Origin of the sequence: Corynebacterium sp. HMSC064E10, assembly GCF_001812505.1 — a bacterium.
Taxonomy (GTDB): domain Bacteria; phylum Actinomycetota; class Actinomycetes; order Mycobacteriales; family Mycobacteriaceae; genus Corynebacterium; species Corynebacterium amycolatum.
In genome coordinates this window covers 388,500-406,558 of the sequence record NZ_KV809173.1, presented here as the reverse complement: position 1 = coordinate 406,558, position 18,059 = coordinate 388,500, and the positions used below count along the sequence as shown (strand labels likewise).

Below are 18,059 nucleotides of genomic sequence, written 5' to 3'. Positions count from 1 at the left end.
AAGTAGCTAGCCCCGCAGGCTCTCCTGGATCTGGCGGCCCATTTCGGCACTGAAGGTGGCCGCTAGTTCATCGGTGATGTGATTGCTGTCGCGGTAGACGTAGATATTACCGATAACATTGCGGCAGGTAGTCGGGCCACAGAAGATGTCGGAAAAATCTAGACTGTGCCCGTTGGGGAAGTTTGCAAGAATTTCCTCAGCGGGATTTTCTGCATTTAGAGCAGTTTTGCGGTGGATGGTGCAATCTTCGTTCGCTTCGTCGCACACGCTTGGGGAGAACTGACTCAAGTCCTCCCGTAGCGCCCACGGGTTATCGCGGATTGCGAAGAAATCAATTTCGCGTTCTTGTAGAGCAGTGAAAAACGAGACATAGCCATCCGGCGTATAGTCGCCGGGCTGCGGTGGGTCCGCCTGGAATAAGGGCCTGGTCGAGGTGGTGAAAACCATCTCTGGCTGAACCTCGTCAATTTTCTGCAGTGCCTCGAAAGTCCAGGGCACGCAGATGTCGCCGACTCCGTGGATTGGTTCTAAAGTCGCTGGACAGCCCTGTCGAAGGAGAACGACCACTCGGTAACCGTGCTTCTTGCCGTAGGCATCAATTGGGGCGAACCAGTGTTCCATGTGCGAGCCCCCGATGATGACAATCGATTCACTAGCATCCGGGTCACCGTAAACACACGGTTGGGTCTCATCGCGCCAACGGCGATTCGGCGGGAAATACCCGACGTCTTCGCCGCCTGTCACAAGGCAACCATCGAGGGCGGGTTCCGGCCAGAGGTCAGTGATGAAATCGGTATTCGGCTTTGTGGCTGCCTTCGGCACCTCGTACCCGTCGGTAAGCGCGAGCGCACCTGGATAGACCATTGGATCTAGGCTGGTGGCAGAGGCACGATTGACGCGCAGCTGCTGCACGTTGACAAGGCTGGTCATGCCAACCAACGCAATGATTACAACAGCGCCGGCTACCGCTTGGCGACGAGCCGGGTGACGATGCTTAATTGCGTGGATTGCATCGCCGACGACGGGCTGAGTCCGGGTCGGTCGGCGAGTCGATTGAGCCAGTGGCAGCTCGACATACTTGTTGGTGAGCTTGGCCAAAATGAAGGAAACGACAATCACTGCGGTGCCAAGCTTCAACCCCGGAGTATCGCGGTTGAGGTAGTTTATGGCCAGGATGAGAAGAGGCCAGTGCCACAGGTAGAGCGCGTAGGCGCTCTGGCCTATCTCGCGCATTGGGCGGCTGGCCAGGAACTTGGAGATCCAACCCGCCTCGGGGCCAGCGATAATAATCAGCGCAGCACCTCCGAGGGGCCATAGTGTCCAAGGGCCTGGGAACTGTGCGGCACCGTCGAAGATGAAACCGGTGGAGACCACCAGTGCGAGGCCGATGCCTGCTAACAGCACTCGTAGAGGCGTGGGCATGGGGATGGAGCCCCGGACAAGAATCAGTCCGAGTAGTGCGCCGAGGCAGAGTTCCCAGAGGCGGCTGACAGTGGAGTAGTAGTTCCACCCCTGGTTCTCGGAGTGCATATAGAAGGCATAGGCAAGCGAGCCGAGAGTGATAACTGCCAGCAACGGGGTGAGGATTCGGCGGAGTCTACCGCCAGTAGCGTCGGTACGCTTCGCCTCCACTGGTGAGGTGACAGTCCCGACAATCCGGGATGAGCGCGTCATCCAGGCGAGTAGGGAGATGAGCAAGATTGAGCCGAGGTAAAACTGACCCTGCACCGACATTGACCACAGGTGCTGCAGTGGGGAAGTTTCGCTCTCTGCGGCAGCGTAGTCCGAGCCCTGGAGTGCCAGTTCATAATTTTGGTAGTAGAGCAGGCTGGCGCGGAGTTGCTGGGCAATGTCAATGGTGCGAAGCGATGGAATGAAGTAAATGACAAACAGGGTTGTCGCGAAGAGGACCAGCACCAGTGTCGGGATTAGGCGACGCAGCGTGCGCCAGATGCTCCACCACGGATTGATGGACTGCCGGGGATTGATGGCATTGCGGTACTGCGCGCCGAAGAAGAAAAACCCGGAGAGCAAGAGGAATACGTCCACACCACCGGAAACGCGACCGACGTAAACGTGGAAAAGGACTACGAGGGCAATTGAAATGCCCCGTAGTCCGTCCAAGTCATACCTATACTGGGTGCCGGTGGTTTTCATAGAATGTTACGTTACCGCACTGTCAACGACGTTCAGCTTTAGTGGGTATGCAGAGTTTCGAGTGCGCAGTTTTGTTAATTTCCAAAACTGCTGGTAACATACCTCGAGTTGCCTCAATGAGAATCCTCAGCTGAGGCACGACTGCGAATTCATCGGATCCGGCCACGGCCGCCCGGTGGTCACGCGCAGTGTAAATATCCCAAGGGCAAAACCGGTTCAAGGCACCTCGTTAGTAATTACTGGTGAGCTTGGATGCATAAGTATTGTCCAGTGACATAGAAGAAAGAGGAACTCCTCATGGCAGTCAAGATTAAGCTGCAGCGCCTGGGTAAGATTCGTACTGCTCAATACCGCGTTGTCGTTGCTGATGCTCGTACCCGCCGCAACGGTGCGGTCATCGAGAACCTGGGTATCTACCAGCCGAAGGAAGAGCCGTCGATCATCAAGATTGACTCCGAGCGCGTTCAGTACTGGCTGGGCGTCGGTGCACAGCCGACCGAGCCGGTTCTGGCTCTTCTGAAGGTCACCGGCGACTGGCAGAAGTTCAAGGGCCTCGAGGGTGCTGAGGGCACTCTGAAGGTTGCTGAGCCGAAGCCGACCAAGCTCGAGCTGTTCAACAAGGCTCTGGAAGAGGCCAACAACGGCCCGTCCGCGGAGGCCATCACCGCTAAGCGCCGCGAGGCCAAGGAAGCAGCTAAGGCTGCTAAGGAAGCTGAGGAGGCCGCAAAGGCTGCCGAGGCTGAGGCTGCTGAGTCCGAGGCTTCCGAGGACGCCGAGTAATAAGGACGCTGAGTACGCCGCTTAGCTAATCCGGGCGCTACCTTATACTTCAAGACGAAGTGTTGGGTGGCGCCTTTTTGCTTTATGCGGGTGTTTTACAGAGCCTTTATAAGAGAGGGAGTGTGCGCGTGTCGGTAGCTGACATGGTGCTTATTGGCCGAGTGATTAAGCCCCACGGTGTGCGCGGGGAAGTCGTCGTTGATGCAACAACGGATGACCCGGAAGGGCGTTTCGCAGTCGGAACCACGCTGTTGGGTGTACAGGCGGGCCGTGAAGAACAGCTGACTGTGAAAACGGCGCGTCCGCACCAGGGCCGTCTGCTGGTTCGCTTCGAGGAGATTCCGGGCCGCAATGAGGCCGAGCGTTATCGGGGCATGAAGTTTTATGCCGAACCCGTCTTCGAAGACGAGGGTTTTTATGACTTTGAACTCGAAGGCCTGCGCGTTGTCCGCAACGGCACCGATATCGGCGAGGTCACTTCTATCGTCCGTGCTCCCGCTCACCGTCTCCTTGAAGTCACGCTTGACGGAGGCGGCCGGGAGGTACTTATTCCTCTGGTAGAGGAAATCGTTCCGGAAGTAGACCTTGAGAACTCAACCGTCACCATCACGCCGCCGGAAGGACTGTTGGAGCTGTGAGCTTACGTCTCGATGTAGTCACAATCTTCCCGGAGTACCTCGAGCCACTGCGTCATGCGCTGCTGGGCAAGGCAATCGAACAGGGCATTTTGAGCGTCGGAGTGCACAACCTGCGCGACTGGGCGCCAGGTGTACACCAAGCCGTGGATGACTCGCCCTACGGCGGTGGCCCCGGCATGGTTATGAAGCCGGATGTCTGGGGTCTCGCCCTCGACGAGATCGCGACGCTGAAAGTGGAGCAGTCGTTGACATCCGCTGTGCCGCATTCGGACAATGTCCGCCATGATCAGAAACTGGGTCTGGCCGAGGAATCTTCCTATGCTGCAGCGGAAGTGCCGTCGTTAAGTGAAGAAGATTCAGCGAAGCCCCTGCTGATTGTCCCGACCCCGGCGGGCGAGCCGTTTACGCAGCAGATGGCGCAGGAGTTCTCACACGAGGAGCACATTGTGTTCGCGTGCGGGCGCTACGAGGGCATTGACCAGCGCGTTATTGATGATGCCGCTAATCGTTATCGCGTGCGTGAGGTCTCTATTGGGGACTATGTGCTGATCGGCGGGGAGGTGGCGGTGCTGGTGATTGCGGAGTCCGTCGTGCGGTTAATCCCAGGTGTGTTGGGCAACCGCAAGAGCCACGAGGAGGACTCTTTCTCTGACGGTCTGCTCGAAGGGCCGTCCTACACAAAGCCGCGCGAGTGGCGTGGACTAGAAGTGCCGGACGTTCTCCTCAGCGGCAATCACGCGCTGGTGGACCGTTGGCGGCGCGATCAGTCACTCATTCGTACGGCCGAACGTCGTCCGGATTTGCTTGCCGACGTCGACCTCAGCGTCCGTGACCAGGAAATAATTCAAGAGGTCATTGGGGAAGTAACCGAGGAGAACTGCTAGTGGCACGTGTTCGAATTGCGCGACCCCGGCACGTCATTGGTTGGTTAGCTGTCCTAGGGGCACTGGCGTGGTTCACTCAAACGCAGCTGGCGGGGAGCGTAGATCAGTCGTTTGCAGGCTGGGTCAGTGACCTGCATGGGGCACGGAATGGCCGCGTCGATAGTTTGATGCTGACTTTGAGCGAGATTATCCGGCCGATTTACGTCGCGCCGGTCACGCTTGTTGCTGCGGCACTCCTGTGGTTCCGCTTCCGTGCGTGGGCGTTGCTACTGCCAGCGTCATTCGGTTCGTCGATTGCGGTGACTTATGCCATGAAGTGGTTTTTGGACCGCGACCGACCGGGCGAGGAGTTCTCGCTGGTCAACCTGCACGATGCAGCGTTTCCTTCTGCACATGTGGCAGCGGTTACCTCCAGCGGCATGGCCGCGATGCAGCTTGCCATCCCCGTATTGCGGCGCACAGCCCGCAAGCTGCTTGACCTGGCCATCGTCGCGCTTATCGGTGCCGTGGCACTATCACGCGTGTGGGTCGGGGCGCACTGGCTCACCGATGTTATCGGCGGACTTATCGCCGGAGTTATCGGCTTGGCAGTTGCGTTGTTGGTTCTTAGGAGATGGCCACGAGCACGGCGCTACGCGCTGCTTTAGTCTCCTCATAGAAAGCTAAGAGTTCGCGGTAGCGCTGCGTCGCAGTGGCTTCGTCGATAAGCGAACCATTGTCCGTGATACGGGCGTCTAAGTCGATGCTTGCCAGCGTCTGGTGCACGTCGCCGACGCGATCGGCGCGGATGACCGCGGACAGCGGCTTGCGGCAGACGCGGTCGGCGCCGAGGATGGCCTCCGCCAGCGGGTCGCCGAGCGCCTGGCCGTCGATGGGATTACCGGTCAACGTGCGAAGCAGGGACTCCCAGTCGGTGTCGATGTCCAGGGCATCTTCGTCCGGAACGTCGACGAAGTGCTGCAGGATAATCTTCTCCGCGCCGTCGTTAACAAGCCCCGCCGTGCCGCCGTCGCTGGTCGCCGCAGGTGCTGCGACCTCAACTAACCGTGCTGCCTCCTCATCGGAAATGCGCAGGTATTCGGCACAGAGTTTCTGCTTCATGGGGCTCCTTTTCCGGTGTTAACTGCGAGCCTTCTGTGGGGCGTTCGCCAATTGGTACTTCCACGATAGTAAAGTTGCCCGGGTGATTTCATCAGTAATTGCCCGAGAACTCGCCGCCACTGGTGCGGACATTGCCGAAAGTGCCGTCGCCGCCGCTATCAAGCTTCTCGACGAAGGCAACACCGTGCCTTTCATCGCCCGCTATCGCAAAGAAGTAACCGGCGGGCTCGATGACACACAGCTGCGTTTCATCGAGGAACGCGTCGTCTACCTGCGCGAACTAGAAGAGCGCAAGCAGACGATTCTCGCCGCCATCGAAGAGCAGGGAAAGCTTAACGACGACCTCAAGGCCGCCATCCTCGCCTGCGACACCAAGGCACGGTTGGAGGATCTCTACCTGCCGTACAAGAAGAAGCGCAAGACCAAGGCCGATATTGCGCGTGAGGCCGGGTACGAACCGCTGGTGGAGGAGCTACTGGCCGACCCCGCCGCGGACCCTGAGGCTCTGGCCACTAAATATGGCGAGGCAGCTGGTAAGGATGCGAAGGACGCTCTGACCGGTGCCCGTGCCATTTTGGTCGATCGCTTCGCTACTGATGCTGATTTGGTGGGCTCTGTCCGTGAGCAGGTGTGGTCTTCCGGTTCCGCCGCCGCTGCCGTGGTGGAGGGCAAGGAGACTGCGGGCGCGAAGTACCGCGACTACTTCGAGCACAACGAACCGCTGGAGACCATGCCCAGCCACCGTGTGCTGGCCGTGCTGCGTGGAGAGGCCGAGGGCATCCTGACTCTCAACATCGATGCGGGTGAAGATGAGACCTACGAACACATGATTCGTGAGGCCTTTGAGCTTCCCGACGGCGGTGCCTCCAAGTGGATTGACCAGGCCGTTCGTTTCGGCTGGCGTACCAAGTTGGAGGTTTCCGCTGCCCTCGATGCCCGCACTCGACTGAAGGAGCGCGCCGAGGCTGAAGCTGTGGATGTCTTCGCCCGTAACCTGCGCGACCTGCTGCTGGCTGCCCCTGCTGGTCAGCGCGCCACTCTCGGCCTGGATCCGGGATACCGCAATGGTGTGAAGTGCGCCGTTGTCGACTCCACCGGCAAGGTGCTCGACACTGCCATCGTCTACCCGCACCAGCCGCGCAATGACTGGTCTGGCGCCAAGGAGCAGCTGGCCACTGTCTGCGCCACTCACCGCGTGGAGCTCATGGCCATCGGCAACGGCACCGCTTCCCGCGAGACCGAAACCCTGGCCCGGGAAATCGCCGACCTGATCGCTCAGGCCGGCGGCAAGAAGCCGACCCCAGTGGTGGTCTCTGAGGCCGGTGCTTCCGTGTACTCCGCATCGTCCCTGGCAGCAGCCGAGTTCCCGGACATGGATGTTTCGTTGCGCGGTGCCGTGTCGATTGCCCGCCGCCTGCAGGATCCGCTTGCCGAGCTCGTCAAAATCGATCCGAAGTCCATCGGTGTCGGTCAGTACCAGCACGACGTTTCCCAGACCAAGCTCGAGCACTCTCTCGATGCCGTGGTTGAAGATGCCGTGAATGCTGTCGGCGTGGAGGTCAATACCGCCTCCGCGCCGCTCCTCGGTCGCGTTGCTGGCGTGTCCTCGACCGTTGCGGACAATATCGTCGCATACCGAGACGAAAACGGCGCCTTTACCTCCCGAAAGGAACTGTTGAAGGTTCCGCGTCTCGGCCCCAAGGCCTTCGAACAATGCGCCGGCTTCCTGCGCATTCACGGCGCTACCAACCCGCTGGATGCCTCTGCAGTTCACCCCGAGTCCTACCGCGTCGTCGACGCTATCGCAGCGTCGGCTGGCGTCAGCGTCCAGGAGCTCATCGGCAACTCCCGCGTCCTGTCCAAGCTGCGTGCCGAAGACTTCGTCGACGACTCCGCCGGCATCGGTCTGCCCACCGTCCAGGACATCTTGGCTGAGTTGGACAAGCCTGGCCGCGATCCACGTCCCGAGTTTGTCACCGCCACCTTTAAGGAGGGCGTGGAGAAGGTCTCCGACCTTAAGCCCGGCATGATCCTCGAGGGCACGGTCACCAACGTCGCGGCCTTCGGCGCCTTCGTCGACGTCGGAGTCCATCAGGACGGCCTCGTTCACGTCTCCAACATGGCGCGCGGTTTCGTCTCCGACCCACATGAGGTCGTCCGCTCGGGCGAGGTGGTCAAAGTGAAGGTTCTCGACGTTGACGTTGAACGCAACCGTATCGGTCTATCGCTCAGGCTTGACGACGACACCTCGGATGCCAAGCCAAAGCGTGGCGACGGTCGCCGTGAAGGTCATGGAGATGGTCGTCGTGGTGATGGTCACGGTAAGGGGCGCAAGCGCGGTTCCCAGAACAAGAAGCAGGGCGGTTCCATGGCTGACGCGCTGCGCAGGGCAGGCTTTTAGCGCTTGAGCTGTTAGCGCATAGCCTATTAGCGCATAGCGTCGATGCGGCTGTTGATCTCTCCCGCGACAGTCGCAGCCATTCCATCCGGTACGACGATGGTGTAATCGGACCCTGAGGTCTCAATCTTGACTGCCTCGCCTGACCGTGCCGCCACGGTGATGCGGCCATCATTGCCAAGTCGAAGCCCAATACCGCCACCGTCGGCCCAGTTATATTTCGCCGGTGCCGCGTACTTAACGGTTCGAAGCTCGATGCGGTGCTTCATCTTCAATGGTCCGCAACCGTTAAAAATAGTGATGGAATCTGTCTTTGGGTCGGTATCTAGTGTCATGCCGGTCTCATATGCAATGAGGAATAGCGGCGTGCACAGGAGAAAAATGATGCCAAGGATCGGAAGGAATATTGCGAGCACTATAGACACTGTGCACCAGACTGCGAGGGCAGCCTTGACGCCATTAGAGATAGTCACGCTGACATCGATGGGAGTCGGGTCTCCTTCTCGATGGGGCAACTCTGGCGATGCAGGTTCGGTGACCGTGGCGTCGGTAAGCGAAGAGTAGTCCTTGAGGCGGCGCGCCACGAACAGGGCAGCTGCTAGACCGATGACGACACCGGCGATTGCATAAAACCAGCCGATTCGGGCGGTCATAGGGTCCGTCGTGCCGATTTGCGGGATGATAATCGCGAATTCAACACCGATTAAGAAGCCGCAGAGGGCGAGATTGGTTATTGCAATTGGCTTGCGTACGACAAGCGGCGTACTGGTCTTGGCACCGAGCCAACCGATCTGTGCACATGCGATGACGATGATGGCCGTAATCAAGGTGCTTTGAATTGGCGGCATGAAACCGTCGGGAGCGTCGTTACCGCTCCAATGCGTTGCTATTTGTTCCGGTAGTCGCTCGGAAATAGCAATCACCCACAGAAGCTGTGCAATGGCCAGTACACACGGGGCGATGATTGTTCTTCGAACAATCCAGGGGTCAAAGCGTGGAATCTGCGGCATGGAGACAATTTTAGCAGTTGAGGTGGGGCGGTATTGCACGTTGGTGATGCACGTTGCTCGTGCGCCTTGGTAATGCATGGTTCGCCTCGAACAATAAGGCCGAAAAGAAGTGCGATAAAAGTTGTCAAAAAAAGGGTTGCGTAATCGAACGGGAGTGCTAAAATAGGGGTAGCAAGAACATGAAGTGTTTGAGCATGTTTTCTCGGTGTTGGGGCTTTTGGGGGAACAATGTCTAATCAAATTAGTCCAGCCAACCGACCGTCCGATGTGTACGAAGCGGCTTTGCTGCCTGAAGCGCCGCAGTTTTTCCATGAGGCATCCACTAATCCGTTGGCCGTAGCGGGGATTCAACGCAATCGCCTAGAGCTGGATATTTCTTTGAGCTGTGCGCCTCAGTCGCTTGAAATAGATGTGGATGCCTACATTGCTGAGATTGCACCTGAGCTGGGGATTGCCCGCGGTAAAGCGTTGGAGTATGTGGAGGTCGGCATCCAGCTAGCCCTCATGCCTCGCCTGGGTGCTTTCGTCAAGGCTCGTGCTCACTTGCCTTTTCGGCATCTGCTCACCATCGCCCGCGCAACGGCGCCGCTGCAAAACCCAGAGGTGCGCGAGGTCGTAGAGGAAGAGATTGCGCGCTTTGTTATTCCTCGCAGACAAGGTGAAGTTCTCCGAGGAATTCGTAGTCTGCACAAGTTCTTGCAACAGGTAATCGAGCAAATTGAACCCCAGCTGCGTCCGAAAAATCTTCCGGGGGACGTTGACCCGCTACTTCCCGCCGGTGAGCGCGAGATAGTGGGGGAGAGCATCGGTTTTGAAGAAGGCGACAACTTCGCGGAAGTTTTCATGGAGCTGGAAAAGACCCGCGCTCTCGAATTCAAGACCACTCTCCAAGCTATCTCAACCTCGGCGGGCTGTACCCGTGTCGAAGCTCTAACGCATCTCATCCGTGGCACCGCGGAGGCGAAGGTCGTTCTCAACCTGTACTGTCCCGCCACCGAGGAACGCCCGCGCACGGCTTGGCTTGGTGGTGTGGGGTGGATTTCGCAGTTGGCAACGCAGGCGTGGATTGACAAGGTTACGCATATCCGCTTGCTTGCCGACGAATCTGCGGAGGGCTACACCCCAACCGAAAGTCAGCGGGCGTACATCCAAGGCCGTGACGGGACATGCCGCTTCCCCGGCTGCGATGTCCCAGCGGAATTCTGCGACATTGACCATATCGAGCCCTACAACAAGGAAAACCCAGCCGAGGGTGGGGCAACAGAAACTCCTAACCTCCACTGCCTCTGTCGCCGACACCACAACATGAAAACAGCTGGGCTGTGGAATGTTGCACGTGATCGAGATGGAGTGGAACTGTGGACGTCGTCAAGCACGGGCAAAAAGACGGTGAGCATGGAAGATGGGCCGCTCGCCGGACATGGGCGCTACACCTTTGACAAGCGCGGTCTGCGGATGACGCAGGCACTGGAAGAATATAACCAGTACCGCCAAGAGCTGATTGAGCAATCACAGAAATTGGTCGAGGAAGCACGCAAGGGCGAAGACACTGACTCGCCCGACACTGACTCGCCCGACACTGACTCGCCCGACACTGATTCACCCGACACTGATTCACCCGACACCGAAGACCCGCCGAACATGGATGAATTTGGTTTCTGACCAGGGGGTGTGTAATAATCCCCAAGTTGTCTTTATAGGCAGCTTTACCTGTTTCGGGCATGAACCGGCCGAGCGTCCCTCTGTGGGAAAGCGCCGCCAGGGTCCTCTGTCTATGCAAAAAGTAAAGGAATAAGTTTCCATGAACATTCTTGACAAGGTTGATGCAGCATACCTGCGCGACGACATTCCGGAGTTCCGCGCTGGTGACACCGTCGAGGTCGACGTAAAGATTGTTGAAGGTAAGACCGAGCGTATTCAGGTCTTCAAGGGCGTCGTTATCCGTCGCCAGGGCGGCGGCATCCGTGAGACCTTCACCGTCCGCAAGATGTCCTTCGGTATCGGCGTTGAGCGTACCTTCCCGGTGCACTCCCCGAATATCGATGAGATTCGCGTTGTCTTCAAGGGCGACGTTCGCCGTGCGAAGCTGTACTACCTGCGCAACCTGCGCGGTAAGGCTGCACGCATCAAGGAGCGCCGCTAGTCTTTTGGCGCAAAATAATCCCCATCGAGTGTTGAGCTCGGTGGGGATTTTTCTATCGCGTATAGTCTTTTTCCATGACCGACGACGATTCGCGCGAACAGGCTGACGGCCAAAAAGAAGACCGTACTGATGGCTTGAAAGGCTTCCGGAAACTTGACGAGGAGCCTGAAAAGCACACTCCGTGGTACATCGAGATTCCAATCATTATCGTGATTGCCCTGCTCATCAGTGCCGGTGTGCAGTCCTTTATCGGCCGCGTCTACGTGATCCCATCTGAGTCGATGCAGCCGACGCTCAACGGTTGTGCGGGGTGCACTGGTGACCGCATTTGGGTGGATAAGGTTTCCTACCAGTTCTCAGATCCCAAGCCCGGCGATGTTGTTGTCTTTAATGGCCCGGAGTCCTGGAATAGTAACTACGTGTCACAGCGTTCAACTAACCCGGTGGCGAACTCGCTGCAGACGGTTGGGTCCTGGATTGGCCTTGTTGCACCGGATGAAAATGCGTTGGTCAAGCGTGTGATTGCCACGGGTGGTCAGACTGTGCAGTGCCGCCCAGGAGATCCCGGCATCATGGTAGACGGCAAGATGACAGACCAGGATTTCATTAAAACTCCGGCAGACAAGCCGGTGGTGGATAATCTTGGCTCAGAGCAGTGTGGTGGCCCGTACTTCGGGCCGGTAACAGTGCCGGAGGGGCATCTGTGGGTCATGGGCGACAACCGCACCAACTCTGCGGACTCTCGCTATCACATGGGTGACGAGCTGCAGGGTACTGTGCCGCTGGATAACGTCGTCGGCAAGGTGCAGGCAATCATTCTGCCGTTTAACCGAATCGGTGGCGTCGATGATCCGGACATCCAGCACAACTAAATCCAGCACAACTAGTCAGCACAGCCTGCTCAAGCCGACGGCGCCGAAACTGCGGAGGTTGAAGCAGTCGCGCACGATGGAGGTCGCGCTGGCAAAGTGTGGCTTTGGGCCTGTAGCCGGGGTCGACGAGGCTGGCCGTGGCGCCTGTGCAGGCCCGATAGTTATCGCCGCCTGCTGCCTTCCCGAACGCCCCATTGCAGAGCTGGATAAGCTCACCGATTCTAAAAAGCTCACGCCAGCCGCACGCGAACGGCTCTTTCCGCTCATCCAACGCTTCGCCACTTCTTTTTGCGTGACGACGATCCCCGCGTCTTACATCGATCAATTCGGCATCCAGGACGCGAATGTCACTGGAATGCGCCGCGCGGTAGCCGGGTTGGGGCAGCGTCCTGGCTACGTGCTTACCGACGCACTCAAGGTGTCCGGCTTCACGGCACCCTATTTGCCCGTGATTGGCGGTGATTCCGCTTGCCGATGTATTGCTGCTGCGAGTGTCTTAGCCAAAGTCACCCGCGACCGCATTATGGTTGACCTATCGGAGAAGTATCCGGACTATGGTCTGGCGGGGCATAAGGGCTACGGCACGGCATCGCATATGGAAGCGATTTCACGCCATGGCGCGACCCCGGAACATCGGTGGTCATACCGCAATGTGCGCTTGGCGCACGCGGAGTATCTTGAGCACCCCGAATAGACCAACATGTACAAAAAGAGCAACATGTAAACACTCGAAGGAGCCGTCGCGGTCGTGAGCGCAGAAGATCTAGAAAACTACGAGGCCGACGTTGAACTATCTCTGTACAAGGAGTTCCGCGATGTCGTTAGTCAGTTTTCCTACGTTGTTGAGACGGAGCGTAGGTTCTACCTTGCCAACGCTGTGGAGCTAATCCCGCACAACAGCGAAAACGAGGTCTACTTCGAGCTGCGGATGTCGGACGCCTGGGTGTGGGATGTCCACCGCCCGGCACGATTTGTCCGCTACGTGCGCGTCATCACTTTCAAGGACGTCAATATCGAGGAACTGGATAAGCCTGACCTACGACTGCCGTAGCTTTTATAGCTTCTCATCTCTTGGTATAGCTAGCTGCTAACAGTTATCCACAGTCGAAAAATTATCCACAGTTAGGGCCTTCCGAGCATCTATCGGAAGGCCTTTGTCATGCCCGCTGTGCAAGAGTGTTTCCGAACCGCCAAGGCGGCAAAAGTCTAGGCAGCAAATAGCCAAAGAAGAATTCAATGGGGAACCAGGGGGACCGGGGCTATGACACAGGACTTCGAAGAACTGACTACAAGACAGCTCGGCGAGTTCGGGGAGGATTTCGTCGCTGAGATGTTGGAGGATCAGGGGTGGGAAGTTATTGCTCGGAATGAACGCGTCGGGCGCTATGAGCTCGATCTTATTGCTGAAGACGTCGACGGTCGGCTGCATTTTGTGGAAGTAAAAACGCGGCGCAGTTCGCGAAGTAGTCAGTTTGGGGACGGCAGAGAGGCAATCACAGCAGCCAAGATTCGTCATTTGCGCAAAGCAGCGGCACGGTGGCTGTCAGAAAGCTCCACCTACTGGTTAGATGCCGTAATTATCGACTGCGCAGAAGTCACCGTATCCAGCCCTTCATCCAGTCCTCCGGTCGTAGCGGTTACGTACATTCCCGCAATCTGCGACGGAATCATGTGGGACTGCTAGATGACTGTCGGTACAGCCCTTGCGGTCAGCCTCAGTGGCATTGAGGGAACAATTGTGCAGGTCGAAGCTGACGTTGGGCGTGGCTTGCCAGGAATGTATATCGGTGGGCTCGGCGATGCCGCCGTCGGAGAAGCCAAGCATCGCGTGCGCACGGCAGTTGCCAACTCACAACTGCTCTGGCCGAAGACAAAAGTCGTTGTGAGTTTGTCGCCGGCGCATATCCGCAAGCACGGCACCAGCTTTGATCTCGCCATCGTCTGCGCCATCCTTATCGCAACCAACGATGACATGGAGGCACGCGGTCGCCTCCGTCAGACGGTTCTCATTGGCGAACTCGGGCTCGACGGTTCCATTCGGCCGGTGCTAGGGGTGCTACCGCAGGTCCTTGCCGCCCGCGAAGCTGGAGCCCGTTGGGTTATCGTCCCCGCCGCCAACGCCGCCGAAGCCGCGCTTGTCGACGGCATCGCAGTCTGTACCGCAGCTGACCTCACACAGCTATGGGGTTGGGTGCTCACCGGATCGGGTTTGAGGACCGCGCTTAACGACGACCCCAGCGAACAAACCTTTTCGGTAGACCTAGCCGATGTCGATGGTCAATCTGAAGCGCGCTTCGCTCTCGAGGTAGCCGCAGCAGGTGGGCACAATCTGTTCATGCAGGGTTCTCCGGGAACTGGCAAGTCCATGCTTGCTGAGCGTTTGCCCACAATTCTGCCACCATTGCAGAAGTGGCAGCAGCTGGAGGTTACCGCGCTGCATTCGGTGGCCGGAGCGCTCGATAATAGGGACACGCTTGTCCAGCATCCGCCTTTTGTGGCTCCACATCACAGCGCCACTGTGGCAGCGCTAGTCGGAGGTGGTGCCGTGCCCAAGCCCGGCGCGCTTAGCCTTGCCCACCATGGGGTGCTCTTTTTGGACGAAATTACTCTCATGCGCCCGGCAGTATTGGATGCGTTGCGGATGCCGCTGGAAAACGGGGTGGTCGTCCACCTGCGTACGCATCATCGAGTGACCTTTCCGGCGAGAACACAACTAGTCATGGCGACTAATCCATGTCGGTGTGGGGCGGCATATGCCAGCGAATGCACCTGTTCTAGTGCTGAGCGAGCCAAACACGGTCGTGCATTATCGGGGCCGCTTCGCGATCGCATGGATCTCAACGTGACGCTGAGTCCTGCCGGGGCCAATCTGGGCATCAGAAACAAAGCAGACAATGAGCCCTCGGCGGCCGTTCGTGAGCGGGTACAGGCCGCACGTGACCGTGCCTGCCGCCGATGGCAGGGCTTGGGTCTTGCCGACGAAGTGGCCGTCACCAACGCGAGCGTGCCACGTTCGCTTCTCCGTCGTCACGCGGGCCTGGACGAGGAGGCGATGGCGCTATTGGACTTCCAACTGAGAAAAGGAGAGATTACCCAGCGGGGAGTGGACAAAGTAATCGCAGTGGCGTGGACACTTGCAGATCTCGAGGGGATAGACGCGTTTACCTTCGAGCACGTGCAACGTGCCTGCAAGCTGCACGACCGCGAGGGCGGCTAATACAACCGAACCATTATCAAGGGGGAGAAAATGGACGAAATTCACGCGTGGGCCTATCTGAATCGTGTGGTAGAGGCGACGCATCCGCAGATTGTGCGACTCGTGACGGAGTTTGGGCCGGTAGAGGTAGCGGAGAGGATCAAGGTTCGCGCCGGGCTGCCGGAAGGTCTACTCAATACGACGCAGGCACGAGCCGAGGTTGACCAGAGTGGCCACGATCTAGAGCTGGCGGCAGCGATGGGTTGGCGCCTTATTTATCCGGGGCACCCAGAGTGGCCGGGGGAGCTGCTGTCCTGCTTTACGACGCTCGAAATCCGTGACCGCGCCGATGCGCCACCACTTGCGCTGTGGGTTCGTGGCCGTGACTTGCGGGAGATGCTCAGTGAAGCGGTGGCGATTGTCGGAACGCGGATGGCCAGCAGCTACGGGACACAAGTGGCGGCCCAATTCGCGGGGCAGTTCGCGAATGCGGGAGTTAGTGTCATCAGTGGTGGTGCGTTGGGGATTGATGCCGCGGCGCATCGTGCTGCGCTCGACGCTGGCGGCACTACGGTTGTGGTCGGAGCGGGTGGTGTAGGGGTTGACTATCCGCGGGCGCATGCAGAACTCTTCGACCGGATTGCAGAGCGGGGTGCGCTGGTCACGGAGTATCCACCGGGAGTGCGACCTGCGCGACATCGGTTCTTGACTAGGAATCGGCTGGTAGCGGCCCTATCACGAGCAACCACAATCGTCGAGGCGGGCTGGCGTTCAGGGGCGCGTAACACAGCGAACTGGGCAGTGAGGTTAAACAAGCCTTTGGGAGCAGTGCCGGGACCGGTGACGCTGCAAACAACCTCTGGCTGTCATGACCTAATCCGCAGTGGCGAGGCTGTACTGGTGTGTAGCGCCGACAATGTGCGGTCGCTGTATCGGTCAGTTGGCACAGTGAATGAGGATGCTCAGCTCGAATTGTTGTGGGAAAAGTCGGCGGTGCAGAAGCTTTCTCGAAACGAGCTCGCTGTCTACGACTCCCTGAATTCTGCGGAGCCAACACCAGTGGGAAAAGTCGCGGCACAGGCGGGATTAGCCATAGCGCTTACGACACATTTGTTGTTAGAGCTGCAGGGACAGGGGCTGACCAATCGAGTGGAGGGTGGGTGGTTGCGCCAGGAACAGAGGCGTTAGTGAAGTATTAGTAAAATCTTCTGCAAAGAATCTCGAAAAAATCTTGAATTAGGTATTGCAATTCTCTGTACACTCAGTAATATAGGCAAGGCAAGCCTAAGTAACTGTTACGGAAACGGGCTTGTGACATGGGTGAGGCAATAGGGCAGTGGCTCTGGCGAAAGTCGGAGTCACTGCCTTTTCCGCTGTCTGGTGAGGCCTTGCGGCGTGCATCGACTAAGGTCAGAACCGTGAAGCGCGCAACCGATAAAGACGACACGGCTGATTCGGATTTCGGGCTATCCGCCAATATTGAGGCCGTACTCATGGATTTTCTCGATGAGCTGACTTATTCCCGCAGGCTCTCCGGTGCAACCGTCCGCGCCTATCGAGCCGATCTCATCCCCCTCCTCGCCGGCCTGAACCACATCAGTGAACTCTCCACCCCGGTCATCCGTACGCACCTCGGCGCGAAGCATGCGGAGGGGGCTGCGCGGTCATCGCTGGCTCGCTTAACGACGTCTATTCGGCAGTTCTGTAGTTGGCTTGTAGCTCGGAAACTTCTCGATGCTGATCCGTCGCTGCGGCTGTCAACACCGAAGAAGCATCAGCATCTCCCGGAAGTGCTCTCGCCGGAGAAGGTTGAGGCAGCAATCGAGAAAGTCTCTTCTGAGGACAGTGCAGTAGCGGCACGCGACTTGGCCATCGTGGAATTGTTGTATGCCACTGGGATGCGTGTAGAGGAGCTGTGCAAGGCCGACGTCTCTGATGTGGACTTCTCCCGCCACATCATCTCGGTAGTGGGTAAGGGTAACAAGCAGCGCATCGTGCCCTTTGGGATGCCAGCGGAGGCGGCGCTCAAAGGCTGGCTCCAGGTGCGTGGAAACTTTCATGCTTCCGCACAGGCTGAACATGCGCTTTTTCTCGGTGTGCGTGGAGGTAGGTTGAATCCGCGGCAGGCGCGCCGAGTTATTCATAAATGGGCTGATGTTTCACCGCATGCGCTTCGGCACTCTGCGGCCACGGCCATGGTGGAAGGTGGCGCTGACTTGCGTGTGGTGCAGGAGATGCTCGGCCATTCGAGTCTGGCGACCACACAGATTTATACCCACGTCTCAGCGGACCGCCTCCGTGAAGTACATAAGCGGGCACATCCGCGCGCTTAACTGCGCACGGACTTGAGCACGATTGGCCTCCGCTGTATCAAATCCAGCGGATTGAGATAGTCCTTGCCACGCAGCGCACCCCAATGCAGGCCCGGTTCGGGATGATTGGCGCTGACCACAAGATGGCCAATCACCTGGCCTGCGGCCACGCGGTCTCCCTTTTCTAGTGCGGTATCTATGGGCTGATAGGTTGTGCGGATGCCATCGGCGTGCATGATCGACACGGAAGTCATTCCGGCAATAGAACCGGCGAAATGCACCACACCGGGCGCTGAGGCGCGGATTGGCTGGCCCGGGGAGGCGTTCAGGTCAACTCCGCGGTGTCCAGGCTGCCAGCGTTTTTCCGGTGGGGCGTAGTCGCGTAGAACTTTGCCGTGGACAGGGAAGGTATGTGCAATAGTGGATATTGGTTCGCCGGTAGCTGCAGGTGGGCTTGGGGGTGTTGTTAGCGCGACAGCGAGCACGAATAGCGCTAATGTGCGCATTAGCGAGCGCCTGAAACTCTGCTTGGTCGTCATGCGCGATAGTGTGGCGGACGCTGCACTCG

The 18,059-nt window shown here is 58.3% G+C and carries 18 protein-coding genes; 14 read left to right on the top strand and 4 right to left on the bottom strand.

Going from position 1 to position 18,059, the window contains the following annotated elements:
* Positions 1-6 precede the first annotated feature (6 nt).
* A complete protein-coding gene (locus tag HMPREF2860_RS03605) occupies positions 7-2,157 on the bottom strand; it encodes an acyltransferase family protein (protein WP_038628646.1) in 2,151 nt (716 codons plus the stop codon).
* 297 nt (positions 2,158-2,454) lie between these two features.
* On the opposite strand from HMPREF2860_RS03605, the gene rpsP reads away from it, so the two are divergent.
* From rpsP to HMPREF2860_RS03585, 4 genes are all read left to right on the top strand, one after another.
* Entirely contained in the window at positions 2,455-2,937 is a 483-nt protein-coding gene (rpsP, locus tag HMPREF2860_RS03600; RefSeq protein ID WP_038628648.1) for a 30S ribosomal protein S16, read from the top strand.
* Between the two features lie 143 nt (positions 2,938-3,080).
* A complete protein-coding gene (gene rimM / locus HMPREF2860_RS03595; RefSeq protein ID WP_038629546.1) occupies positions 3,081-3,575 on the top strand; it encodes a ribosome maturation factor RimM in 495 nt (164 codons plus the stop codon).
* A complete protein-coding gene (trmD, locus tag HMPREF2860_RS03590) occupies positions 3,572-4,459 on the top strand; it encodes a tRNA (guanosine(37)-N1)-methyltransferase TrmD (protein WP_070628594.1) in 888 nt (295 codons plus the stop codon). Before rimM ends, trmD begins: the two co-directional genes overlap by 4 nt.
* On the top strand, positions 4,459-5,106 hold the full coding sequence (locus HMPREF2860_RS03585) for a phosphatase PAP2 family protein (protein ID WP_038628652.1): 648 nt from the start codon (positions 4,459-4,461) through the stop codon (positions 5,104-5,106). The genes trmD and HMPREF2860_RS03585 overlap by 1 nt, the downstream gene beginning before the upstream one ends.
* Here the strand turns inward: HMPREF2860_RS03585 and HMPREF2860_RS03580 are convergent.
* Positions 5,066-5,560 (bottom strand): DUF1877 family protein, encoded by a 495-nt coding sequence (locus HMPREF2860_RS03580; RefSeq protein WP_038628654.1) that lies wholly within the window; start codon positions 5,558-5,560, stop codon positions 5,066-5,068. The genes HMPREF2860_RS03585 and HMPREF2860_RS03580 overlap by 41 nt on opposite strands.
* An 82-nt stretch (positions 5,561-5,642) precedes the next feature.
* On the opposite strand from HMPREF2860_RS03580, the gene HMPREF2860_RS03575 reads away from it, so the two are divergent.
* Entirely contained in the window at positions 5,643-7,961 is a 2,319-nt protein-coding gene (locus HMPREF2860_RS03575; protein WP_038628656.1) for a Tex family protein, read from the top strand.
* Between the two features lie 26 nt (positions 7,962-7,987).
* Here HMPREF2860_RS03575 and HMPREF2860_RS03570 read toward each other — a convergent pair whose 3' ends face one another.
* Positions 7,988-8,968: a DUF1648 domain-containing protein gene (locus tag HMPREF2860_RS03570; RefSeq protein WP_070628593.1), complete on the bottom strand. Its 981-nt coding sequence runs from the start codon at positions 8,966-8,968 to the stop codon at positions 7,988-7,990.
* Between the two features lie 228 nt (positions 8,969-9,196).
* On the opposite strand from HMPREF2860_RS03570, the gene HMPREF2860_RS03565 reads away from it, so the two are divergent.
* The 9 genes from HMPREF2860_RS03565 to HMPREF2860_RS03525 all read left to right on the top strand — a co-directional run bounded on the left by HMPREF2860_RS03565 (position 9,197) and on the right by HMPREF2860_RS03525 (position 17,512).
* Positions 9,197-10,630 carry an HNH endonuclease signature motif containing protein gene (locus HMPREF2860_RS03565; RefSeq protein WP_070628592.1) on the top strand — a complete coding sequence of 478 codons (1,434 nt, stop codon included), beginning with the start codon at positions 9,197-9,199 and terminating at the stop codon, positions 10,628-10,630.
* A gap of 139 nt (positions 10,631-10,769) precedes the next feature.
* Positions 10,770-11,111, top strand: a complete 342-nt coding sequence (rplS, locus tag HMPREF2860_RS03560; protein ID WP_038628660.1) for a 50S ribosomal protein L19 — start codon at positions 10,770-10,772, stop codon at positions 11,109-11,111.
* Positions 11,112-11,185: 74 nt separating this feature from the next.
* Complete coding sequence (lepB, locus tag HMPREF2860_RS03555) at positions 11,186-11,983, top strand: signal peptidase I (protein ID WP_070628591.1); 798 nt, start codon at positions 11,186-11,188, stop codon at positions 11,981-11,983.
* Between the two features lie 49 nt (positions 11,984-12,032).
* Complete coding sequence (locus tag HMPREF2860_RS03550; protein ID WP_083309517.1) at positions 12,033-12,677, top strand: ribonuclease HII; 645 nt, start codon at positions 12,033-12,035, stop codon at positions 12,675-12,677.
* Between the two features lie 54 nt (positions 12,678-12,731).
* The gene (locus HMPREF2860_RS03545) at positions 12,732-13,034 is read left to right on the top strand and encodes a DUF2469 domain-containing protein (protein ID WP_005509529.1); all 303 of its coding nucleotides are present in this window, start codon (positions 12,732-12,734) and stop codon (positions 13,032-13,034) included.
* A gap of 210 nt (positions 13,035-13,244) precedes the next feature.
* Complete coding sequence (locus HMPREF2860_RS03540) at positions 13,245-13,667, top strand: YraN family protein (RefSeq protein ID WP_053088413.1); 423 nt, start codon at positions 13,245-13,247, stop codon at positions 13,665-13,667.
* Entirely contained in the window at positions 13,668-15,200 is a 1,533-nt protein-coding gene (locus HMPREF2860_RS03535) for a YifB family Mg chelatase-like AAA ATPase (protein ID WP_070560649.1), read from the top strand.
* A 30-nt stretch (positions 15,201-15,230) separates the two neighbouring features.
* Positions 15,231-16,367 (top strand): DNA-processing protein DprA, encoded by a 1,137-nt coding sequence (dprA, locus tag HMPREF2860_RS03530; protein ID WP_070560651.1) that lies wholly within the window; start codon positions 15,231-15,233, stop codon positions 16,365-16,367.
* Positions 16,368-16,672: 305 nt separating this feature from the next.
* Entirely contained in the window at positions 16,673-17,512 is an 840-nt protein-coding gene (locus HMPREF2860_RS03525; RefSeq protein WP_253291864.1) for a tyrosine recombinase XerC, read from the top strand.
* On the opposite strand, the gene HMPREF2860_RS03520 is transcribed toward HMPREF2860_RS03525, so the two are convergent.
* The gene (locus HMPREF2860_RS03520) at positions 17,509-18,030 is read right to left on the bottom strand and encodes a murein hydrolase activator EnvC family protein (RefSeq protein ID WP_038629559.1); all 522 of its coding nucleotides are present in this window, start codon (positions 18,028-18,030) and stop codon (positions 17,509-17,511) included. The genes HMPREF2860_RS03525 and HMPREF2860_RS03520 overlap by 4 nt on opposite strands.
* Between the last annotated feature and the right edge of the window lie 29 nt (positions 18,031-18,059).